This is a genomic window from Aquitalea sp. ASV11 (assembly GCF_016429185.1).
Taxonomy (GTDB): domain Bacteria; phylum Pseudomonadota; class Gammaproteobacteria; order Burkholderiales; family Chromobacteriaceae; genus Aquitalea; species Aquitalea pelogenes.
In genome coordinates, this window is record NZ_JAELUD010000013.1 from 19,042 (window position 1) to 34,811 (window position 15,770).

Here is a 15,770-nt window from a genome sequence, read left to right on the forward strand (position 1 = left end):
ACAGAGGAGAACATCCATGAATGATCACACCAGATTGAGCCCGGATTTCTGTGCCGATCCCGAACGTGCCTGGACCTTGCCTGCCGAGTATTACACCTCGGACAAGGTCTATCAGTTCGAGAAGGAGAAGATTTTTGCCCATAGCTGGATTTGTGTGGCACACGGCAGTGAACTGGCGGAATCCAACGACTACATCACCCGCGATATTGCAGGAGAAAGCATCATCGTGGTGCGTGGTCGGGATGGCGTATTGCGTAGCTTTTACAATGTCTGCCCCCATCGTGGTCACCAGCTGCTGCAAGGTAGTGGCAGGGCCAAGAATGTGATTACCTGTCCTTATCACGCCTGGACCTTCAAGCTGGACGGTCAGCTGGGGCATGCACGCAATTGCGAAAACGTGGTCGATTTCGATGCGAACAAGGCGACTTTGTCGCCGCTGAAAGTGGAGGAGTATGCCGGTTTCGTGTTCGTTAACATGAATCTGGCGGCCGGGCCGGTGGAGCAGCAATTGCCCGGTCTGGCCGACAGCCTGCGCAAGGCATGCCCGGTCATCGACCAGTTGCATCTGGCTGCCCGTTTCGTCACGGCCACGCCAGCCAACTGGAAAATCATCGTCGACAACTATATGGAGTGTTACCACTGTGCACCGGCCCATCCGGGCTTTGCCGACTCGGTGCAGGTGGACAAATACACGCACACCCTGCATGGCAACTGGTCACTGCAATTCGGGCTGGCACGCTCCTCCGAGAAGTCTTTCAAGTTCGACGCCTCGGTCAAGGATCCCAGTTTCAGCGGCTACTGGGCCTGGCCTTGCACCATGTTCAATGTACCGCCGGGAGCCGATTTCATGACGGTGATTTATGAATTCCCGGTGGATGCCGAAACCACCTTGCAACACTACGACATCTATTTCCGCAACAAGGAGCTGACTGCCGAGCAGCAGGCACTGGTGGAGTGGTATCGCACGGTGTTCCGGCCGGAGGACCTGCGACTGGTAGAAAGCGTGCAGCGCGGGCTCAAATCGCGTGGCTATCGTGGCCAGGGGCGCATCATGACCGACCGCCAGCGCAGCGGCATCAGCGAGCATGGCATTGCCCACTTCCATCACTTGGTGGCACGCCAGCATCAGGACTGATTCCACCTGCGGCGGCGCTGCCTGGCGGTTGCCGCCGCTGCCGTGATGAACCCTGTGAAATTGCAAAATCCAATGCTGTGCCGATAGCACGTGCATGCCCGGGGCCAATGCTGTCCGGCCTGCAGGATGGGCATGCTCCTGCGCGGCTCAGTCAACCCCGAGCATGAATCGACATGAGCCTTCAGTCCCCGAATATGAATGTCCGCGTGGTGCGGATCGAACAAGCCAGTCCGCTGATCAAACGCTTTACCTTGCAGGCCGCAGATGGCGGCCCGCTGCCAGCCTTCAGTGGTGGCAGCCATATCATTGTGCAAATGCCCACCGCCAGCGGTCTTATCCACAATGCCTATTCGCTGCTCGGTTCTCCATTCCAGCTGGAGCAATACCAGATTGCCGTGCGACGCGAGGAAGCTTCGCGCGGTGGCTCGGCCTTCATGCACGCACATGTGGCGGAAGGGGACATCTTGCAGATATCGCCGCCTAACAATTTATTCCCGCTACATGCCACGCCGGGGCGGCAGATTCTGATTGCCGGAGGCATCGGCATCACCCCCTTCATGTCGCAGATGGAGGAGCTGCAGGCCAGCGGCGCAGCATTTGAGCTGCACTATGCCTTTCGCAGTCGCGAGCAGGCAGCCTTTGTCGACGAGCTGGCGGCCCGCTACGGTGCGCACTGCCATTTTCATGATGCTTCCCGGGGCGAGCTGTGCAATCTCACAGCCTTGCTGGCGCAAATGGGTGAACAGGACCACGTCTATGTCTGCGGGCCGCAGTCCTTGATTGAGGCTGTGCAGCAGGCCGGAGCAGAGCAGGGCATTCCGCCCGCCTGCCTGCATTGGGAGCAGTTTGCTGCCAGCACTTCGGGTGGTGCGGCATTTACCGTGCTGCTGGCCCGTTCCGGACGCGAAATTACGGTGGCGGCAGAACAAACCATCCTGCAAGCCATCGAGTCGGATGGTTCGGTGGCCGTGGATTGCCTGTGTCGCGAAGGGGTGTGCGGCACCTGTGAGGTGGGTATTGTCGAAGGCGAGGCCGAGCACCGCGACCAATACCTGAGTGAAGAAGAAAAGCAGGCGCAAAAGAGCATGCTGATTTGTGTGTCGCGCGCCAGAGGCAGCCGTATTGTGCTGGATCTGTAAACCATTCAATGACGTACCCGGCCTGCTGACCGGGGGATGGTGGCTGTCCACTTGAAATGGATGGTGACAGTATTCCGGAGCAGGCTATCAGCATGGTGACAGCCGGCCCGTGATTTCCTTGACAACTGTCACTGATAAAGCCGGATACGCTGGGCTAGAATGGATGACAGTTTCCGGCGCGCGGTGATCCCGCTGCGACTGCAGTCCCGGCGCCTCACGATTGGCCTACAAGGACATCCCTGCCATGAACCATACCTATCTTGCCCACCTGGAAGCCACGCTGGCCCAAATTCGCGCCGATGGTTTTGAAAAGCCGGAACGGGTGATCGCCACCCCGCAGCGCTCCGATATCGCGCTGGCTGGTGGTGCGCATGTACTCAACTTCTGCGCCAATAACTATCTGGGGCTGGCTGATGATGCCCGCCTGATCGACGCCGCCAAGCACGGGCTGGATGAGTACGGTTATGGCTGCGCCTCGGTGCGCTTCATCTGTGGTACCCAGCAGGTGCACAAGGATCTGGAGCAGGCCATTTCCGGCTTCCTCGGTACCGACGACACCATCCTGTATTCCAGCTGTTTCGACGCCAACGGCGGTGTATTCGAAACCCTGCTGGGTGAAGAAGACGCGGTGATTTCCGACGAGCTGAACCACGCCTCCATCATTGATGGCGTGCGCCTGTGCAAGGCCAAGCGTTTCCGCTACAAAAACAACGACATGGCCGATCTGGAAGCCCAGCTGATTGCCGCCGAAGCGGCCGGTGCGCGCTTCAAGCTGATTGTCACTGACGGCGTGTTCTCCATGGACGGCATCATTGCCGACCTGAAAACCCTGTGCGAAGTGGCCGGCCGCCATGGTGCGCTGGTGATGGTGGACGACTCGCATGCAGTCGGTTTCATCGGCGAAAACGGTGCCGGTACGCCAGAACTGTGCGGCGTGGCCGACAAGGTGGACATCTACACCGGCACGCTGGGCAAGGCGCTGGGTGGTGCTTCCGGTGGCTATGTATCCGGCCGCAAACCCATCATCGACCTGTTGCGTCAGCGTTCGCGCCCCTATCTGTTCTCCAACAGCCTGGCTCCGGCCATTGCCGCTGCCAGCCTGGAAGTGCTGAAGCTGATCCAGTCCGAAGGCCAGCAGCTGCGCGCCCAGCTCAAGCGCAATGCCGAGCTGTTCCGCAATGAAATGTCTGCCGCTGGCTTCACCCTGGTGCCGGGCCAGCATCCCATCATTCCGGTGATGCTGGGTGATGCCCGCCTGGCTGGCGAAATGGCCGCCCGCCTGCTGCAGGAGGGCGTGTACGTGATCGGCTTCTCCTTCCCGGTGGTGCCCAAGGGCAAGGCGCGCATCCGTACCCAGATGTCTGCCGGTCACACGGTGGAACAGGTGCAGCGTGCCGTGGCCGCCTTCATCAAGGTGGGCCGTGAACTGAAAGTGATCGACTGATCCTCCCTAACTCTGCCCGCTGGCCACAATGCTGGCGGGCGACGCACAGACAGGCAAACGCAATGAAAGCACTCTCCAAACTGAAATCCGCTCCCGGCCTGTGGATGAATGATGTGCCGCAACCGGAAATCGGCCATAACGACCTGCTGATCAAGATCAGCAAAACCGCCATCTGCGGCACCGACATCCATATCTGGAACTGGGACGAATGGGCGCAGAAGACCATTCCGGTGCCCATGCATGTGGGTCATGAATACGTGGGCGTGGTGGCCGCCATGGGCTCCGAAGTGCGCGGCTTTGAAATCGGCCAGCGCGTGTCCGGCGAAGGCCACATCACCTGCGGCCACTGCCGCAACTGTCGTGCCGGTCGTCGTCATCTGTGCCGCAACACCGTGGGTGTGGGTGTCAACCGCGAAGGCGCCTTTGCCGAATACCTGGTGATTCCGGCCTTCAATGCCTTCCCGATTCCGGACGACATTTCCGATGATCTGGCCGCCATCTTCGACCCCTTCGGCAATGCGGTGCATACCGCGCTGTCCTTCAATCTGGTGGGCGAAGACGTGCTGATCACCGGTGCCGGCCCCATCGGCATCATGGCGGTGGCCATTGCCAAGCATGTGGGCGCGCGCCATATCGTGATCACCGACGTCAACGACTACCGCCTGGAACTGGCACGCCAGATGGGTGCCAGCCGTGCAGTGAACGTGGCGCGTGAAGACCTGAAGCAGGTGATGAGCGAGCTGCACATGTGTGAAGGTTTCGACGTGGGCCTGGAAATGTCCGGCAACCCGCAGGCCTTCCGCCAGATGCTGGAAACCATGAACCACGGCGGCAAGATTGCTCTGCTGGGCATTCCGCCGGCCAATACCGCCATCGACTGGAACCAGGTCATCTTCAAGGGCCTGGAAATCAAGGGCATCTATGGTCGCGAGATGTTTGAAACCTGGTACAAGATGGTGGCGCTGATCCAGTCCGGGCTGGATATCCGCCCCATCATCACCCACCACTTCAAGGTGGATGACTTCGAGCAAGGCTTCGCCACCATGCTGTCCGGTCAGAGCGGCAAGGTGATCCTGGACTGGAACTGAGCAGGCCGGGCCAGGGCGTGATGTTGATCAAAGCCGGGGATGCCCCGGCTTTTTCATGCCTGCTTTCCGGCTGGCCGGGCTGATCAATACCCTGGCACACAGGCTGCACATGCACCGTAAGATTTCATGCAATGCACAACGCACGGCAGCATTCAGCCACTGCCTTGCTTTGCGGCGGGGACGCTAGGCGGTAGAATCGACCTTTGACTTTTTACTCGCTACCCCACGTCTATGCTTACCTTCCAGGAAATCATCCTTACCCTCCAGAATTATTGGAACGAGCAAGGGTGCGTCATCATGCAACCCTTCGACATGGAGGTGGGCGCCGGTACCTCGCATCCGGCCACCTGTCTGCGTGCCATCGGCCCGGAACCGTGGAACGCCGCCTATGTACAACCGTCGCGTCGTCCCAAGGATGGCCGCTACGGCGAAAACCCGAACCGCCTGCAGCATTACTACCAGTTCCAGGTAGCGCTCAAGCCGTCGCCGGCCAATATCCAGGAACTCTACCTGGGTTCGCTCAAGGTGCTGGGTATCGACCCCACCGTGCATGACATCCGTTTTGTTGAAGACGACTGGGAAAACCCGACGCTGGGTGCCTGGGGTCTGGGCTGGGAAGTATGGCTGAACGGCATGGAAGTGACCCAGTTCACCTACTTCCAGCAAGTGGGCGGCCTGGACTGCAAGCCGGTACTGGGTGAAATCACCTATGGTATCGAGCGTCTGGCCATGTATCTGCAAGGCGTGGAAAACGTGTACGACCTGCTGTGGACGGTCTACCCCAACGGTCAGCGCGTGACCTACGGCGACGTATACCACCAGAACGAAGTGGAGCAGTCCACCTACAACTTTGAGCACGCCAATGTGCCCAAGCTGTTTGAACTGTTCAGCTACTACGAATCCGAAGCCAAGCGCCTGCTGGACATTCCGCTGGCGCTGCCGGCTTACGAAATGGTGCTCAAGGCCGGTCACTGCTTCAACCTGCTGGATGCGCGTGGTGCCATCTCGGTCACCGAACGTGCCACCTATATCGGCCGGGTGCGTACCCTGTCGCGTGGTGTGGCCCAGGCTTACTACGCCGCGCGCGAGGCACTGGGTTTCCCCATGTGCCCCAAGGCCTGACCGGCCATGAAAACACGGATCAGTCTGCTTCTGGCCCTGCTGTCCCTGCCCGCCATGGCGGCAGAACCTGACTGGGGCGTATACCAGCAAGGTTCCGCGCTGGAACTGTCGATGGACCGTAATTCCATCTGGGTGGAAAAGGACGGGCTGGTCCATTTTGTGAATCAGGAGCGCTTTAGCGAACGTCAGTACGACAAGGCTACCGACATCAAGTATTTCATCCGGCGCACCAGCGGCTATGCCAGCTGCAGCAAGCTGCAATACACCTTTGTCGGTTTCGAATATGCCGACAAGCGTGGCCGCCAGCTGTACTCCACCATGTTCCCGGTACAACGTTTTGCCTGGAAATGGCAGTCGGTGGAACAAGGCTCGGTTGCCGACACCATGCTGCAAGTCGTGTGCTATCTCGCCAAATCCGCTCCGCACAAGAAACCTGAATAAATCATGAACGCCACCCTGCTTATCGAGTTGCTCACCGAAGAGCTGCCGCCCAAGGCGCTGGAAAAGCTGTCGCACAGCTTTGGCCAGACCATTACCGAAGAACTGAAAAAACTGCAGTTTGTGGCTGCTGATGCCGCCGCCACCGTGTTTGCCTCGCCGCGCCGCCTGGCCGTGCAAGTCCCGGCCGTGCTGGCCGTGCAGCCAGACCAGAAAATCGTGCGCAAGGGCCCGGCCGTGGCCGCCGGCATGAAGGATGGCCAGCCCACCCCGGCACTGGCCGGCTTTGCCCGCTCCTGCGGCGTAGAGGTTTCTGCGCTCACCACCATGAGCGATGGCAAGCAGGACGTGTTTGCCTATGAAAGCACCAAGACCGGTGAAGCACTGTCCGCCGTACTGACCGACATCGTGGCGCTGGCACTGAAAAAGCTGCCCATTCCCAAGTTGATGCGCTGGGCCGACTACGATTACCAGTTCGTCCGTCCGGTACATGGCCTGATCATGCTGTGGGGCGAAACCGTGATTGACGGCAGCCTGCTGGGCCTCACCAGTCGCAATGCCACCCGCGGTCACCGCTTCTTGTCCAGCGGCGATGTATTTGTCGAAAAAGCCGACGACTACGCCCGAGTGCTGTTTGAACAAGGCAAGGTACTGGCCAGCTTTGATGCCCGTCGCGAACTGATCAAGAAGCGCCTGGCTGACGCCGCTGCCGTGCATGGTGCCACCATTGCCGCCGACGACGCTTTGCTGGACGAAGTAACCGCGCTGGTGGAATGGCCGGTGGTACTGGAAGCAGGCTTCGAAGCCGAATTCCTCAAGGTGCCGCAGGAATGCCTGATCCTGACCATGCAGCAGAACCAGAAGTACTTCCCGCTGCTGGACGCCAAGGGCAAGCTGATGAACCGCTTCCTGCTGGTGTCCAATCTGGAAACCGCCGATCCCAGCCACATCATCCAGGGTAACGAGCGCGTGCTGCGCGCCCGCCTGTCCGATGCCAAGTTCTTCTTCGAGCAGGATCAGAAAGCCCGTCTGGAAACCCGCCTGGCCAAACTGGCCGAAGTGGTTTACCACAACAAGATCGGCAGCCAGCTGGAACGTGTGGAACGCCTGCAAGCGATTGCCGGCCAGATTGCCGCCCAACTGGGCGCGGACCAGTCCGTGGCCGAGCGTGCCGCGCTGCTGGCCAAGGCCGACCTGGTCACCGACATGGTGGGTGAGTTCCCCGAGCTGCAAGGCGTGATGGGCATGTACTACGCCCAGCACGACGGCGAAAGCGAGGTGGTTGCTGCCGCCATCGAAGGCCACTACCACCCGCGCTTTGCCGGTGACAGCCTGCCGCAGGGCGACATTGCCACTGCCGTGGCACTGGCCGACAAGCTGGAAGCCATTGTCGGCATCTGGGGCATCGGCCTGATTCCGACCGGCGACAAGGACCCGTACGCCTTGCGTCGTGCCGCCCTGGGCGTGCTGCGCATGGCACTGGCAGCCAAGCTGGACCTCAAGGCCCTGCTGACGCTGGTAGCCGCCGCCTTCCCGGCTGGCAAGCTGTCCGCCACCACGGCGGACGAAGTGTTTGCCTTCATGATGGACCGCTTGAAGAACTACCTGGCGGCGGACTATCAGGCTGACGAAGTGGAAGCCGTGCTGGCGCTCTCTCCGTCCACCCTCAACGAAGTCCCGGCCGTACTGGCGGCCGTGGCTGCCTTCAAGGCACTGCCGGAAGCCGCTACCCTGGCCGCCGCCAACAAGCGGGTGAAGAACATCCTGAAGAAGGTGGAAGGCGAAGTGGGTTCGGTGAACCCGGCCTTGCTGAGCGAAGCCGCCGAGCAGGCCCTGTACGCTGCCGTGACCGAGCTGGCACCCCAGGTGGATGCCAAGTTTGCCGCCCACGACTTTGCCGGTGCGCTGGCGCAGCTGTCCAGCCTGAAGGCACCGGTGGATGCCTTCTTTGATGGCGTGATGGTGATGGCGGACGAGCTGGCCGTGCGTGCCAACCGTATTGCCTTGCTGGCCCGCCTGGCGGCCCTGTTCAACCGCGTGGCGGATATCTCGCTGCTGGCGGATTAAGCGTCTGGCCGGCCCGTGACGGGCTGGCTGGCGCAGTTATTGCCTGTATCAATCCGGCAGGGTCGCGTGTTTACCGGCCGGATTGATGCTCCCTCCCAAGGAAAACCATGAAACTTGTCATCCTGGATCGCGACGGCGTCATCAATGAAGACCGCGATGATTTCGTCAAGAACACCATGGAATGGGTACCGCTGCCGCACAGTCTGGAAGCGATAGCCAACCTGACCCAGGCGGGCTGGCGCGTGGTGGTGGCCACCAATCAGTCCGGTCTGGCGCGTGGTCTGTTCGATGTGCATGCGCTCAACGCCATGCATGAGAAGATGCACCGCCTGGTGGGTCAGGCAGGTGGCCGTATCGATGCCGTGGCCTATTGCCCGCACGGGCCGGATCACGGCTGTGAATGCCGCAAGCCGTTGCCGGGCATGGTGCTGGAGCTGGCCGAGCGCTTCAATGTCAAATTGCAGGGCCTGCCGCTGATTGGCGACAGCCTGCGTGATCTGGAGTCGGTGGCGGCTGTTGGTGGTCAACCCATTCTGGTGCGTACCGGCAAAGGCATGAAAACCCTGGAGAAGGGTGGTTTGCCCGAAGGCACGCTGGTGTTCGACGACCTGTTTGACGCCGCAGAACACCTGATCAATTCCTGAAGTGGTTTGTTGTGAGGCTGAATTAACCCATGATCTGGATTCGTAACCTGATTTACTGGCTGTTGCTGCTGATTGTCACGCCGCTGTGCTTTCTCGGCCTGTTCATTGCTGCGCCGCTGCCGCGCCGTACCCGTCATGTGTTTGGCGAGAGCTGGGCCAAGATCATGCTGTGGCTGCTGGTGCATGTGGTGGGGCTGAAATACAAGGTGATCGGGGCGGAAAACATGCCGTCGGTGCCCTCCATCATTTGTTCCAAGCACCAGTCCGGCTGGGAAACCCTGGCCTTGCAGAAAATCTTCCCTTCGCAGATTTACGTGGCCAAGCGCGAGCTGCTGTGGCTGCCCTTCTTCGGCTGGGGCCTGGCCTTGATGAACCCGATTGCCATCAACCGTTCCGACCGTGCCCGTGCCAACGACCGCATGCTCAAGCAGGGGCTGGAGCGCAAGAAGCACGGCTTCTGGATTACCGTATTTCCGGAAGGCACCCGTACCAAGCCGGGCGTGGCAGGGAAGTACAAGCATGGTGCGGCACGCATGTCGCGCCAGCTGGACATGCCGCTGGTGCCGGTGGCGCACAATGCCGGCGAATTCTGGCCGCGCAATGCCTTCCTGAAATATCCGGGCGAAATCACCGTGGTGATTGGCCCGGCCATCTATCCGCAAGACGGTGTCGGCCCCGAAGCCATGACCCAGCAGGCGCAGCAGTGGATTGAAGCGCGCCAGCAGGAAATCGGCGGTGTCGGCCCCTTTGCCCATCCCGATGACAAGCGCCGCCGCCTGGACCGTCCTGCCGCTGCCTGATGGCGCGGTGGATGTGCACCTGGTACGCCGGGTGCGCAAAAGCATCGGTATCCGCATTGCCGATGGCCGGGTGGAGCTGATTGCCCACCCGCGTGTTACCCATGCCCGCCTGCACGAGGTGTTACAGGCGCGGCGTGACTGGATTGCCCGCCATGTGTTGATGCAGCGGGAACAAAAACAGCAACTGTCCGATCAGACAGGTTTAACCTTGCTGGGACGGCCCATCAGCCTGCAGCGGGTAGCCGGAGTGCGGCGCAGTGCCAGGCTGGATGGCGATGTACTGCAAGTATCCGGCGTATCGCCGGATGACGAGGCCGGCCTGCAAGCTGTGGTATCCGGCTGGCTCAAGCGCCAGGCACAGTTGCTGTTTGCCCAGCGCATGGCGCAGATGCAGTCACAATGTCCGCGTCCGCCCGGCAAGCTTTCGCTGTCATCAGCCCGTACCCGCTGGGGGAGTTGTACCGCGCGGGGCGATATCCGCCTTAACTGGCGACTGGTGCAGGCGCCGCTCGCCATCATCGATTATGTGCTGGCCCACGAGCTGGCCCATTTGCAGCACATGAACCATTCGGCGGCCTTCTGGCAGGAAACCGCCCGCCTGTTTCCCGATTGGCAGAATGCACGTCATTGGTTGAAACAACAGGGTGCTAGCCTGTTCCGCTTTGGTTGACCCCGCGCCTGATCCTGCGCGGCGGGGCAGCCGGTGGCGGCCGCACTTCAATCTCACAGGAGTCCACATCATGCAATTTCTGCACACCATGCTGCGCGTCGGCAATCTGGAACGTTCGCTGGCGTTTTATCAAGAGGTGCTGGGCATGCGCCTGCTGCGCCGTCAGGATTACCCGGAAGGCCGCTTTACCCTGGCCTTTGTCGGTTATGGTGAGGAAGCCGACCATACCGTACTGGAACTGACCCACAACTGGGATACCGACAGCTATGAACTGGGTAACGCCTTCGGCCACATCGCCATCGGCGTGGAAGATGCCTATCAGGCCTGTGACGCGGTGCGTGCCAAGGGTGGCAAGGTGGTACGCGAGGCCGGCCCGATGAAGCACGGCACCACCGTGATTGCTTTCGTGGAAGACCCGGACGGCTATAAGATCGAGTTCATCCAGAAGGGCAGCCTGTAAGGCTTCCGGCTGCATGGCCCGCGCTGTCGGGCAACAAGGGGCCGGATACGCTGTTCCGGCCTTTTTCATGTATACGCGGTATTCACGGAGCTTCAATGCCTAACGCACTGCGCTATCTGCTTTTCCTGCCGCTGCTGACCCTGCCTGCGCTGGCACAGGCTGCCGACCTGGATGGCAGCACGCTCAGCCTGGCCTGGGTGCTGCCTTTTGCCGGCATCCTGTTGTCCATTGCCTTGTTCCCCATTTTTGCACCGGGTTTCTGGCACCACCATTTCGGCAAGATCACCGCCTGCTGGACGGTTTTGTTCCTGCTGCCGTTTACCGCCAGCTTCGGTGCGGGCAGTGCCATCAGCCTGATCGTGCATGCGCTGGTGAGCGAATACATTCCCTTCATCATGCTGCTGCTGGCCTTGTATACCGTGTCGGGCGGCATTCTGGTGGGGGGCAGCCTGCATGGTTCACCCAAGGTCAACACCGCCATCCTGGCCATCGGCACGGCGCTGGCTTCCATCATGGGCACCACCGGGGCCGCGATGCTGCTGATTCGTCCCTTGCTGAAGGCCAATGACAACCGCAAACACCGGGTGCATGTGGTGGTGTTTTTCATCTTCCTGGTAGCCAATGTCGGTGGTGGCCTGACCCCGCTGGGTGACCCGCCGCTGTTTCTGGGCTTTCTCAAGGGCGTGACGTTCGGCTGGACCTTCCAGCACATGCTGCTGCCGGTGCTGGCTCTGTCTGCTGCTTTGTTGCTGGTGTTCTTTTTGCTGGACAGCCATTTCTACCGCCGTGAGGACGAAGAATTCAAGCCGCATCACGATCAGCCCTTGCGTCTGTATGGCAAGCGTAATTTCTTCCTGCTGGCCGGTGTGGTGGGGGCGGTATTGCTGTCCGGATTCTGGCAGCCGGGTATTCACCTGGAAGTGGCCGGCGTGCATGCCGAGCTGCAAAACCTGGTACGCGACGGCCTGCTGCTGTTGCTGGCGCTGGCTTCGCTGTGGCTGACGCCCAAGCAGGTACGGGCCGGTAATGAGTTCAACTGGGACCCGATTCTGGAAGTGGGCAAGCTGTTTGCCGGCATCTTCATCACCATCGGCCCGGCCATTGCCATCTTGCGTGCTGGTAGCAGTGGTCAGCTGTCGGCCCTGGTACATGCGGTATCGGGGCCGGATGGCCAGCCGGTGAATGGCATGTATTTCTGGATGACCGGCTTGCTATCCAGCTTCCTGGACAATGCACCCACCTATCTGGTGTTCTTCAATCTGGCAGACGGTAATGCCGTCACGCTGATGGGGCCGCTGGCGCAAACCCTGCTGGCCATTTCCATGGGCGCGGTATTCATGGGGGCCAATACCTATATCGGCAATGCCCCCAACTTCATGGTGAAAGCCATTGCAGAGCAGCGCGGCGTGGCCATGCCCAGCTTCTTTGGCTACATGCTGTGGTCGGTCAGTATCCTGCTGCCCTTGTTTGTCCTGATGACCTGGCTGTTCTTTTAAGCTGCAACGGGCGGTTTGTATGGTACATACCGCCCGTCTTGCACTTACTGCGGCTTGATGCTGCCCTGTGGTGGCGTGGCGGACAGCGCCTCATCCCATACATGCTTGGGAATATGCGATTGCAGGTATTCCACCGCTTTTTCCAGCAGGTCTTCATGCAGCTGGTGGCCGACGAAAGGCTCGATTTCAGCGGTCACATCGCCACCCAGTGCAATCAGGTGTTCCGCTGCCCGCACGCTGTGTACATATGGTATCACCGGGTCGGCCTTGCCATGGAACAGGTGGATGGTGGTGTGCGGCAGCGCACGCGCCGGCAGGCTGGCAAAGCGACCGCTGAAGGCCAGCACCCGGCTGGCCAGCGCCGGGTAGGCTGCTGTGGCTTCCAGTGCCATGATGGCGCCCTGGCTGAAGCCCAGTAGCGCGGTGGCCGCATGCCCAAGGCCGCTCTGTTGTTGCCAGTATTCCACTGCGGCGACAAAGCCGGGCAGGGCGGCGGCTACCCGTTGCAAGCGGTTTTCCTCGGTGACGCCCTGTACCGAAAACCACTGGAAACCCTGACCAAGGTCACTCTCATCCGCGCCGGCCACGCTGACAATCAGCGCCTGTGGAAAGCTCTTGCCCAGATAGCGTCCCAATTCCGCCATGCTTTCCGGGCTGGCGCCCACACCATGGAACAGCAACATCAGTTGCACAGGGCTGGCCGGTTGTTGAATCACGATATCGTGGCGCATGCGTTTTCTCCTGAACTGCCGGCCCGCTTGCCCAGCGTCTCCGGCTTGAATGATGGACGGGCCATGGGCCGCGTGTGAACAGAGTGAAATATAAGGCCAATGCAGCGTTATAATAGCCCCCTCGCGGTTAACACAGCATTCACTCACATGCACATCCACATTCTGGGCATTTGCGGCACCTTCATGGGCGGCATCGCTGCCATCGCCAAACAGGCAGGCCATACCGTTACCGGTTGCGATGCCAATGTTTATCCTCCGATGAGTACCCAGCTGGAGGCCATGGGTATCACCCTGACCCAGGGTTTCGGGGCCGAGCAGCTGGAGCTGGGTGCCGACATGTATGTGGTGGGCAATGTAGTGACCCGTGGCAAGCCGCTGATGGAGGAAATCCTCAATCGTGGCCTGCCTTATATTTCCGGCCCGCAGTGGCTGGCGGAAAACGTGCTGCACGACAAATGGGTGCTGGCAGTAGCCGGTACGCACGGCAAGACCACCACCAGCTCCATGCTGGCGTGGATTCTGGAAGACGCCGGCCTGGCTCCGGGCTTCCTGATTGGCGGCATTCCGCAGAACTTTGGCGTTTCGGCCCGCCTGCCCGGCCGTCCGGCACTGGACCCGGCCAGCAACAGCCCTTTCTTTGTGATCGAGGCGGATGAATACGACACCGCTTTCTTTGACAAGCGTTCCAAGTTTGTCCATTACCGGCCGCGTACGGCGATTCTGAATAATCTGGAGTACGATCATGCGGACATCTTCGCTGATCTGGCGGCTATCGAGACGCAATTCCATCACCTGGTACGCACCATCCCGGCACAAGGCCTGATTGTCAGCAATGGCCGCGAGGCCAGCCTGAGCCGCGTGCTGGAACGTGGCTGCTGGACGCCGGTGGAAGCATTCGGCGTGGCTGATGGCTGGCAAGCGGGCGAGCCGGATGCCAATGGCCACTTCGATGTATTGCTGCATGGCCAGCTGCAAGGCCGGGTGGAGTGGACACTGATGGGCGAACACAACCGCCTGAATGCGGTGGCTGCCATTGCCGCCGCTCGCCACGCCGGGGTGGCCGTGCGCGATGCCATCGCCGCGCTGGCACGCTTTGACAATGTAAAACGCCGCATGGAAGTGCGCGGCAAAGTGGCGGGTGTCACCGTGTATGACGACTTTGCCCATCACCCGACCGCCATTGCCACCACGCTGGAAGGCTTGCGTCGCCATGTGGGGGATGCGCGCATTCTGGCGGTGCTGGAGCCGCGCTCCAACACCATGAAGCTGGGCACCATGAAGGATGCGCTACCTGCTTCGCTGGCACTGGCCGACCGGGTGTTCTGCTCGGCCGCCGGTCTTAACTGGAGCCCGGCCGAGGCCTTGCTGCCCATGGGCGATAAGGCGGAGACTTTCGATCAGTTGGATGTGCTGGTTGCCGCCATTCTGGCCGAAGCGCGCAGCGGCGATCATATCCTGGTAATGAGTAATGGTGGTTTTGGCGGCATTCACCAGAAACTGCTGGATGGTCTGAGGGCAAAGCAAACCGTCTGAGCGCCGGCATGCAATGTCTTGCCTGACTCAGGCCTGGCGGCTGATCCGGTTGCGGCCAGCCTGCCTTGCTTGTTCCAGGGCGTCCTCCAGGCGCTGGAACATGGCATTGGGGGCGCTTTCCGCCGTCCGCAATGCACTCAGGCCGATACAGACTTCTACCGGACATTCCTGCCCCTGATTGCGATACACCAGTTGGCCCAGCACCTGCAGCAGGCGCTGGGCCACTTCCTGAGCGCCATCCAGACTGGTATTGGGCATCAATACCAGAAAGGCGTCTTCCCTTTGGTGTGCCACCTGATCGCTGTCGCGCGTTCCCTGTACGCACAGGCTGCCCGCCAGCCTCAGCAACTGGCGCCGTGCGGTGTCGTCATCCCGTGGTGGCAGATTGATGATTTGCACCAGCATGCCGGCAAGCGCACCGCCATAGCGCCGGATGCGGCCGGTTTCGGCATGGGCGTTGCCAAGAAGTTGCTGGATGCTGACCACGCCCATCAGCTGGTCATCCTCCAGCTGGATTGATGTGTCCTGGTTCATGCTTTTCAACATATTGAGTGCGCGCTGCAGCAGTTGGTGTTCCAGCTTCATCAACTGGCGCATCTGATGGCTTTCGCTACGGTCGCCAAAGCTGATGACCAGGCTGGTTTGCTCGGCCAGCTGGATTTCGCGCAAGGACAATTGCACTTCAATCGGCCGACCGGTGGCGCTGATCAAGCGGAATGGCAGGTTGTAGATCATGCCTTGTTGCGCCAGCAGATTGCGCAGGGTGCTGCTGTCTTCTGCCTGCGGCAGGAACTGGCTGAACGGACGACCTTGCAGGCTGGGGTGGGGCATGGCCAGCAAGATGGCCGCCAGCTGGTTGGCGGCGATGATCTGGCCGCTGTCCGGCTGCACCAGCAACAGCCCACCCTGTACGGTGTCGATTAGCGTTTGGAGGGTAAACGGGCTGGCCATGGCGACATCCTTGCATAAGGGCGTGGCATAAGGGCGTGGTGCCGGGCATTCC

The 15,770-nt window shown here is 60.6% G+C and carries 15 protein-coding genes; 13 read left to right on the forward strand and 2 right to left on the reverse strand.

Annotated elements, in window-relative coordinates; all coding sequences use genetic code 11:
* Nucleotides 1-16 precede the first annotated feature (16 nt).
* From JHD62_RS06445 to JHD62_RS06500, 12 genes are all read left to right on the forward strand, one after another.
* Nucleotides 17-1,135, forward strand: a complete 1,119-nt coding sequence (locus tag JHD62_RS06445) for an aromatic ring-hydroxylating dioxygenase subunit alpha (protein ID WP_199102229.1) — start codon at nt 17-19, stop codon at nt 1,133-1,135.
* A gap of 173 nt (nt 1,136-1,308) precedes the next feature.
* Nucleotides 1,309-2,274 (forward strand): PDR/VanB family oxidoreductase, encoded by a 966-nt coding sequence (locus JHD62_RS06450; protein ID WP_233160702.1) that lies wholly within the window; start codon nt 1,309-1,311, stop codon nt 2,272-2,274.
* A gap of 244 nt (nt 2,275-2,518) precedes the next feature.
* Complete coding sequence (locus JHD62_RS06455) at nt 2,519-3,718, forward strand: glycine C-acetyltransferase (protein WP_199102230.1); 1,200 nt, start codon at nt 2,519-2,521, stop codon at nt 3,716-3,718.
* A 62-nt stretch (nt 3,719-3,780) separates the two neighbouring features.
* The gene (gene tdh, locus JHD62_RS06460) at nt 3,781-4,806 is read left to right on the forward strand and encodes an L-threonine 3-dehydrogenase (RefSeq protein ID WP_199102231.1); all 1,026 of its coding nucleotides are present in this window, start codon (nt 3,781-3,783) and stop codon (nt 4,804-4,806) included.
* Nucleotides 4,807-5,037: 231 nt separating this feature from the next.
* Nucleotides 5,038-5,928: a glycine--tRNA ligase subunit alpha gene (gene glyQ / locus JHD62_RS06465; RefSeq protein WP_045847557.1), complete on the forward strand. Its 891-nt coding sequence runs from the start codon at nt 5,038-5,040 to the stop codon at nt 5,926-5,928.
* Between the two features lie 6 nt (nt 5,929-5,934).
* Nucleotides 5,935-6,369, forward strand: coding sequence for a surface-adhesin E family protein (locus JHD62_RS06470; RefSeq protein WP_199102232.1), 435 nt, complete (start codon nt 5,935-5,937; stop codon nt 6,367-6,369).
* A gap of 3 nt (nt 6,370-6,372) precedes the next feature.
* Entirely contained in the window at nt 6,373-8,433 is a 2,061-nt protein-coding gene (gene glyS / locus JHD62_RS06475; RefSeq protein WP_199102233.1) for a glycine--tRNA ligase subunit beta, read from the forward strand.
* A 107-nt stretch (nt 8,434-8,540) separates the two neighbouring features.
* Nucleotides 8,541-9,077 carry a D-glycero-beta-D-manno-heptose 1,7-bisphosphate 7-phosphatase gene (gmhB, locus tag JHD62_RS06480; RefSeq protein WP_045847554.1) on the forward strand — a complete coding sequence of 179 codons (537 nt, stop codon included), beginning with the start codon at nt 8,541-8,543 and terminating at the stop codon, nt 9,075-9,077.
* 29 nt (nt 9,078-9,106) lie between these two features.
* The gene (locus tag JHD62_RS06485) at nt 9,107-9,877 is read left to right on the forward strand and encodes a 1-acyl-sn-glycerol-3-phosphate acyltransferase (protein ID WP_045847553.1); all 771 of its coding nucleotides are present in this window, start codon (nt 9,107-9,109) and stop codon (nt 9,875-9,877) included.
* Nucleotides 9,813-10,547: a M48 family metallopeptidase gene (locus tag JHD62_RS06490; protein WP_370541039.1), complete on the forward strand. Its 735-nt coding sequence runs from the start codon at nt 9,813-9,815 to the stop codon at nt 10,545-10,547. The genes JHD62_RS06485 and JHD62_RS06490 overlap by 65 nt, the downstream gene beginning before the upstream one ends.
* Before the next feature lie 70 nt (nt 10,548-10,617).
* On the forward strand, nt 10,618-11,007 hold the full coding sequence (gloA, locus tag JHD62_RS06495; protein WP_199102234.1) for a lactoylglutathione lyase: 390 nt from the start codon (nt 10,618-10,620) through the stop codon (nt 11,005-11,007).
* Nucleotides 11,008-11,102: 95 nt separating this feature from the next.
* The gene (locus JHD62_RS06500) at nt 11,103-12,503 is read left to right on the forward strand and encodes a sodium:proton antiporter (protein WP_199102235.1); all 1,401 of its coding nucleotides are present in this window, start codon (nt 11,103-11,105) and stop codon (nt 12,501-12,503) included.
* A 44-nt stretch (nt 12,504-12,547) separates the two neighbouring features.
* On the opposite strand, the gene ypfH is transcribed toward JHD62_RS06500, so the two are convergent.
* Complete coding sequence (gene ypfH / locus JHD62_RS06505; protein ID WP_199102236.1) at nt 12,548-13,234, reverse strand: esterase; 687 nt, start codon at nt 13,232-13,234, stop codon at nt 12,548-12,550.
* Nucleotides 13,235-13,381: 147 nt separating this feature from the next.
* Between ypfH and mpl the strand changes: the two genes are divergently transcribed.
* Entirely contained in the window at nt 13,382-14,767 is a 1,386-nt protein-coding gene (gene mpl, locus JHD62_RS06510; RefSeq protein ID WP_199102237.1) for a UDP-N-acetylmuramate:L-alanyl-gamma-D-glutamyl-meso-diaminopimelate ligase, read from the forward strand.
* A gap of 27 nt (nt 14,768-14,794) precedes the next feature.
* On the opposite strand, the gene JHD62_RS06515 is transcribed toward mpl, so the two are convergent.
* A complete protein-coding gene (locus JHD62_RS06515; protein ID WP_199102238.1) occupies nt 14,795-15,718 on the reverse strand; it encodes a PAS domain-containing protein in 924 nt (307 codons plus the stop codon).
* Nucleotides 15,719-15,770: the final 52 nt, after the last annotated feature.

What these genes read in the sequence shown, in the direction of transcription:
- JHD62_RS06445 (WP_199102229.1), top strand. Translation starts at nt 17, where the DNA reads ATGAATGATCACACCAGATTGAGCCCGGATTTCTGTGCCGATCCCGAA.
- JHD62_RS06450 (WP_233160702.1), top strand. Translation starts at nt 1,309, where the DNA reads ATGAGCCTTCAGTCCCCGAATATGAATGTCCGCGTGGTGCGGATCGAA.
- JHD62_RS06455 (WP_199102230.1), top strand. Translation starts at nt 2,519, where the DNA reads ATGAACCATACCTATCTTGCCCACCTGGAAGCCACGCTGGCCCAAATT.
- tdh (WP_199102231.1), top strand. Translation starts at nt 3,781, where the DNA reads ATGAAAGCACTCTCCAAACTGAAATCCGCTCCCGGCCTGTGGATGAAT.
- glyQ (WP_045847557.1), top strand. Translation starts at nt 5,038, where the DNA reads ATGCTTACCTTCCAGGAAATCATCCTTACCCTCCAGAATTATTGGAAC.
- JHD62_RS06470 (WP_199102232.1), top strand. Translation starts at nt 5,935, where the DNA reads ATGAAAACACGGATCAGTCTGCTTCTGGCCCTGCTGTCCCTGCCCGCC.
- glyS (WP_199102233.1), top strand. Translation starts at nt 6,373, where the DNA reads ATGAACGCCACCCTGCTTATCGAGTTGCTCACCGAAGAGCTGCCGCCC.
- gmhB (WP_045847554.1), top strand. Translation starts at nt 8,541, where the DNA reads ATGAAACTTGTCATCCTGGATCGCGACGGCGTCATCAATGAAGACCGC.
- JHD62_RS06485 (WP_045847553.1), top strand. Translation starts at nt 9,107, where the DNA reads ATGATCTGGATTCGTAACCTGATTTACTGGCTGTTGCTGCTGATTGTC.
- gloA (WP_199102234.1), top strand. Translation starts at nt 10,618, where the DNA reads ATGCAATTTCTGCACACCATGCTGCGCGTCGGCAATCTGGAACGTTCG.
- JHD62_RS06500 (WP_199102235.1), top strand. Translation starts at nt 11,103, where the DNA reads ATGCCTAACGCACTGCGCTATCTGCTTTTCCTGCCGCTGCTGACCCTG.
- ypfH (WP_199102236.1), bottom strand. Translation starts at nt 13,234, where the DNA reads ATGCGCCACGATATCGTGATTCAACAACCGGCCAGCCCTGTGCAACTG.
- mpl (WP_199102237.1), top strand. Translation starts at nt 13,382, where the DNA reads ATGCACATCCACATTCTGGGCATTTGCGGCACCTTCATGGGCGGCATC.
- JHD62_RS06515 (WP_199102238.1), bottom strand. Translation starts at nt 15,718, where the DNA reads ATGGCCAGCCCGTTTACCCTCCAAACGCTAATCGACACCGTACAGGGT.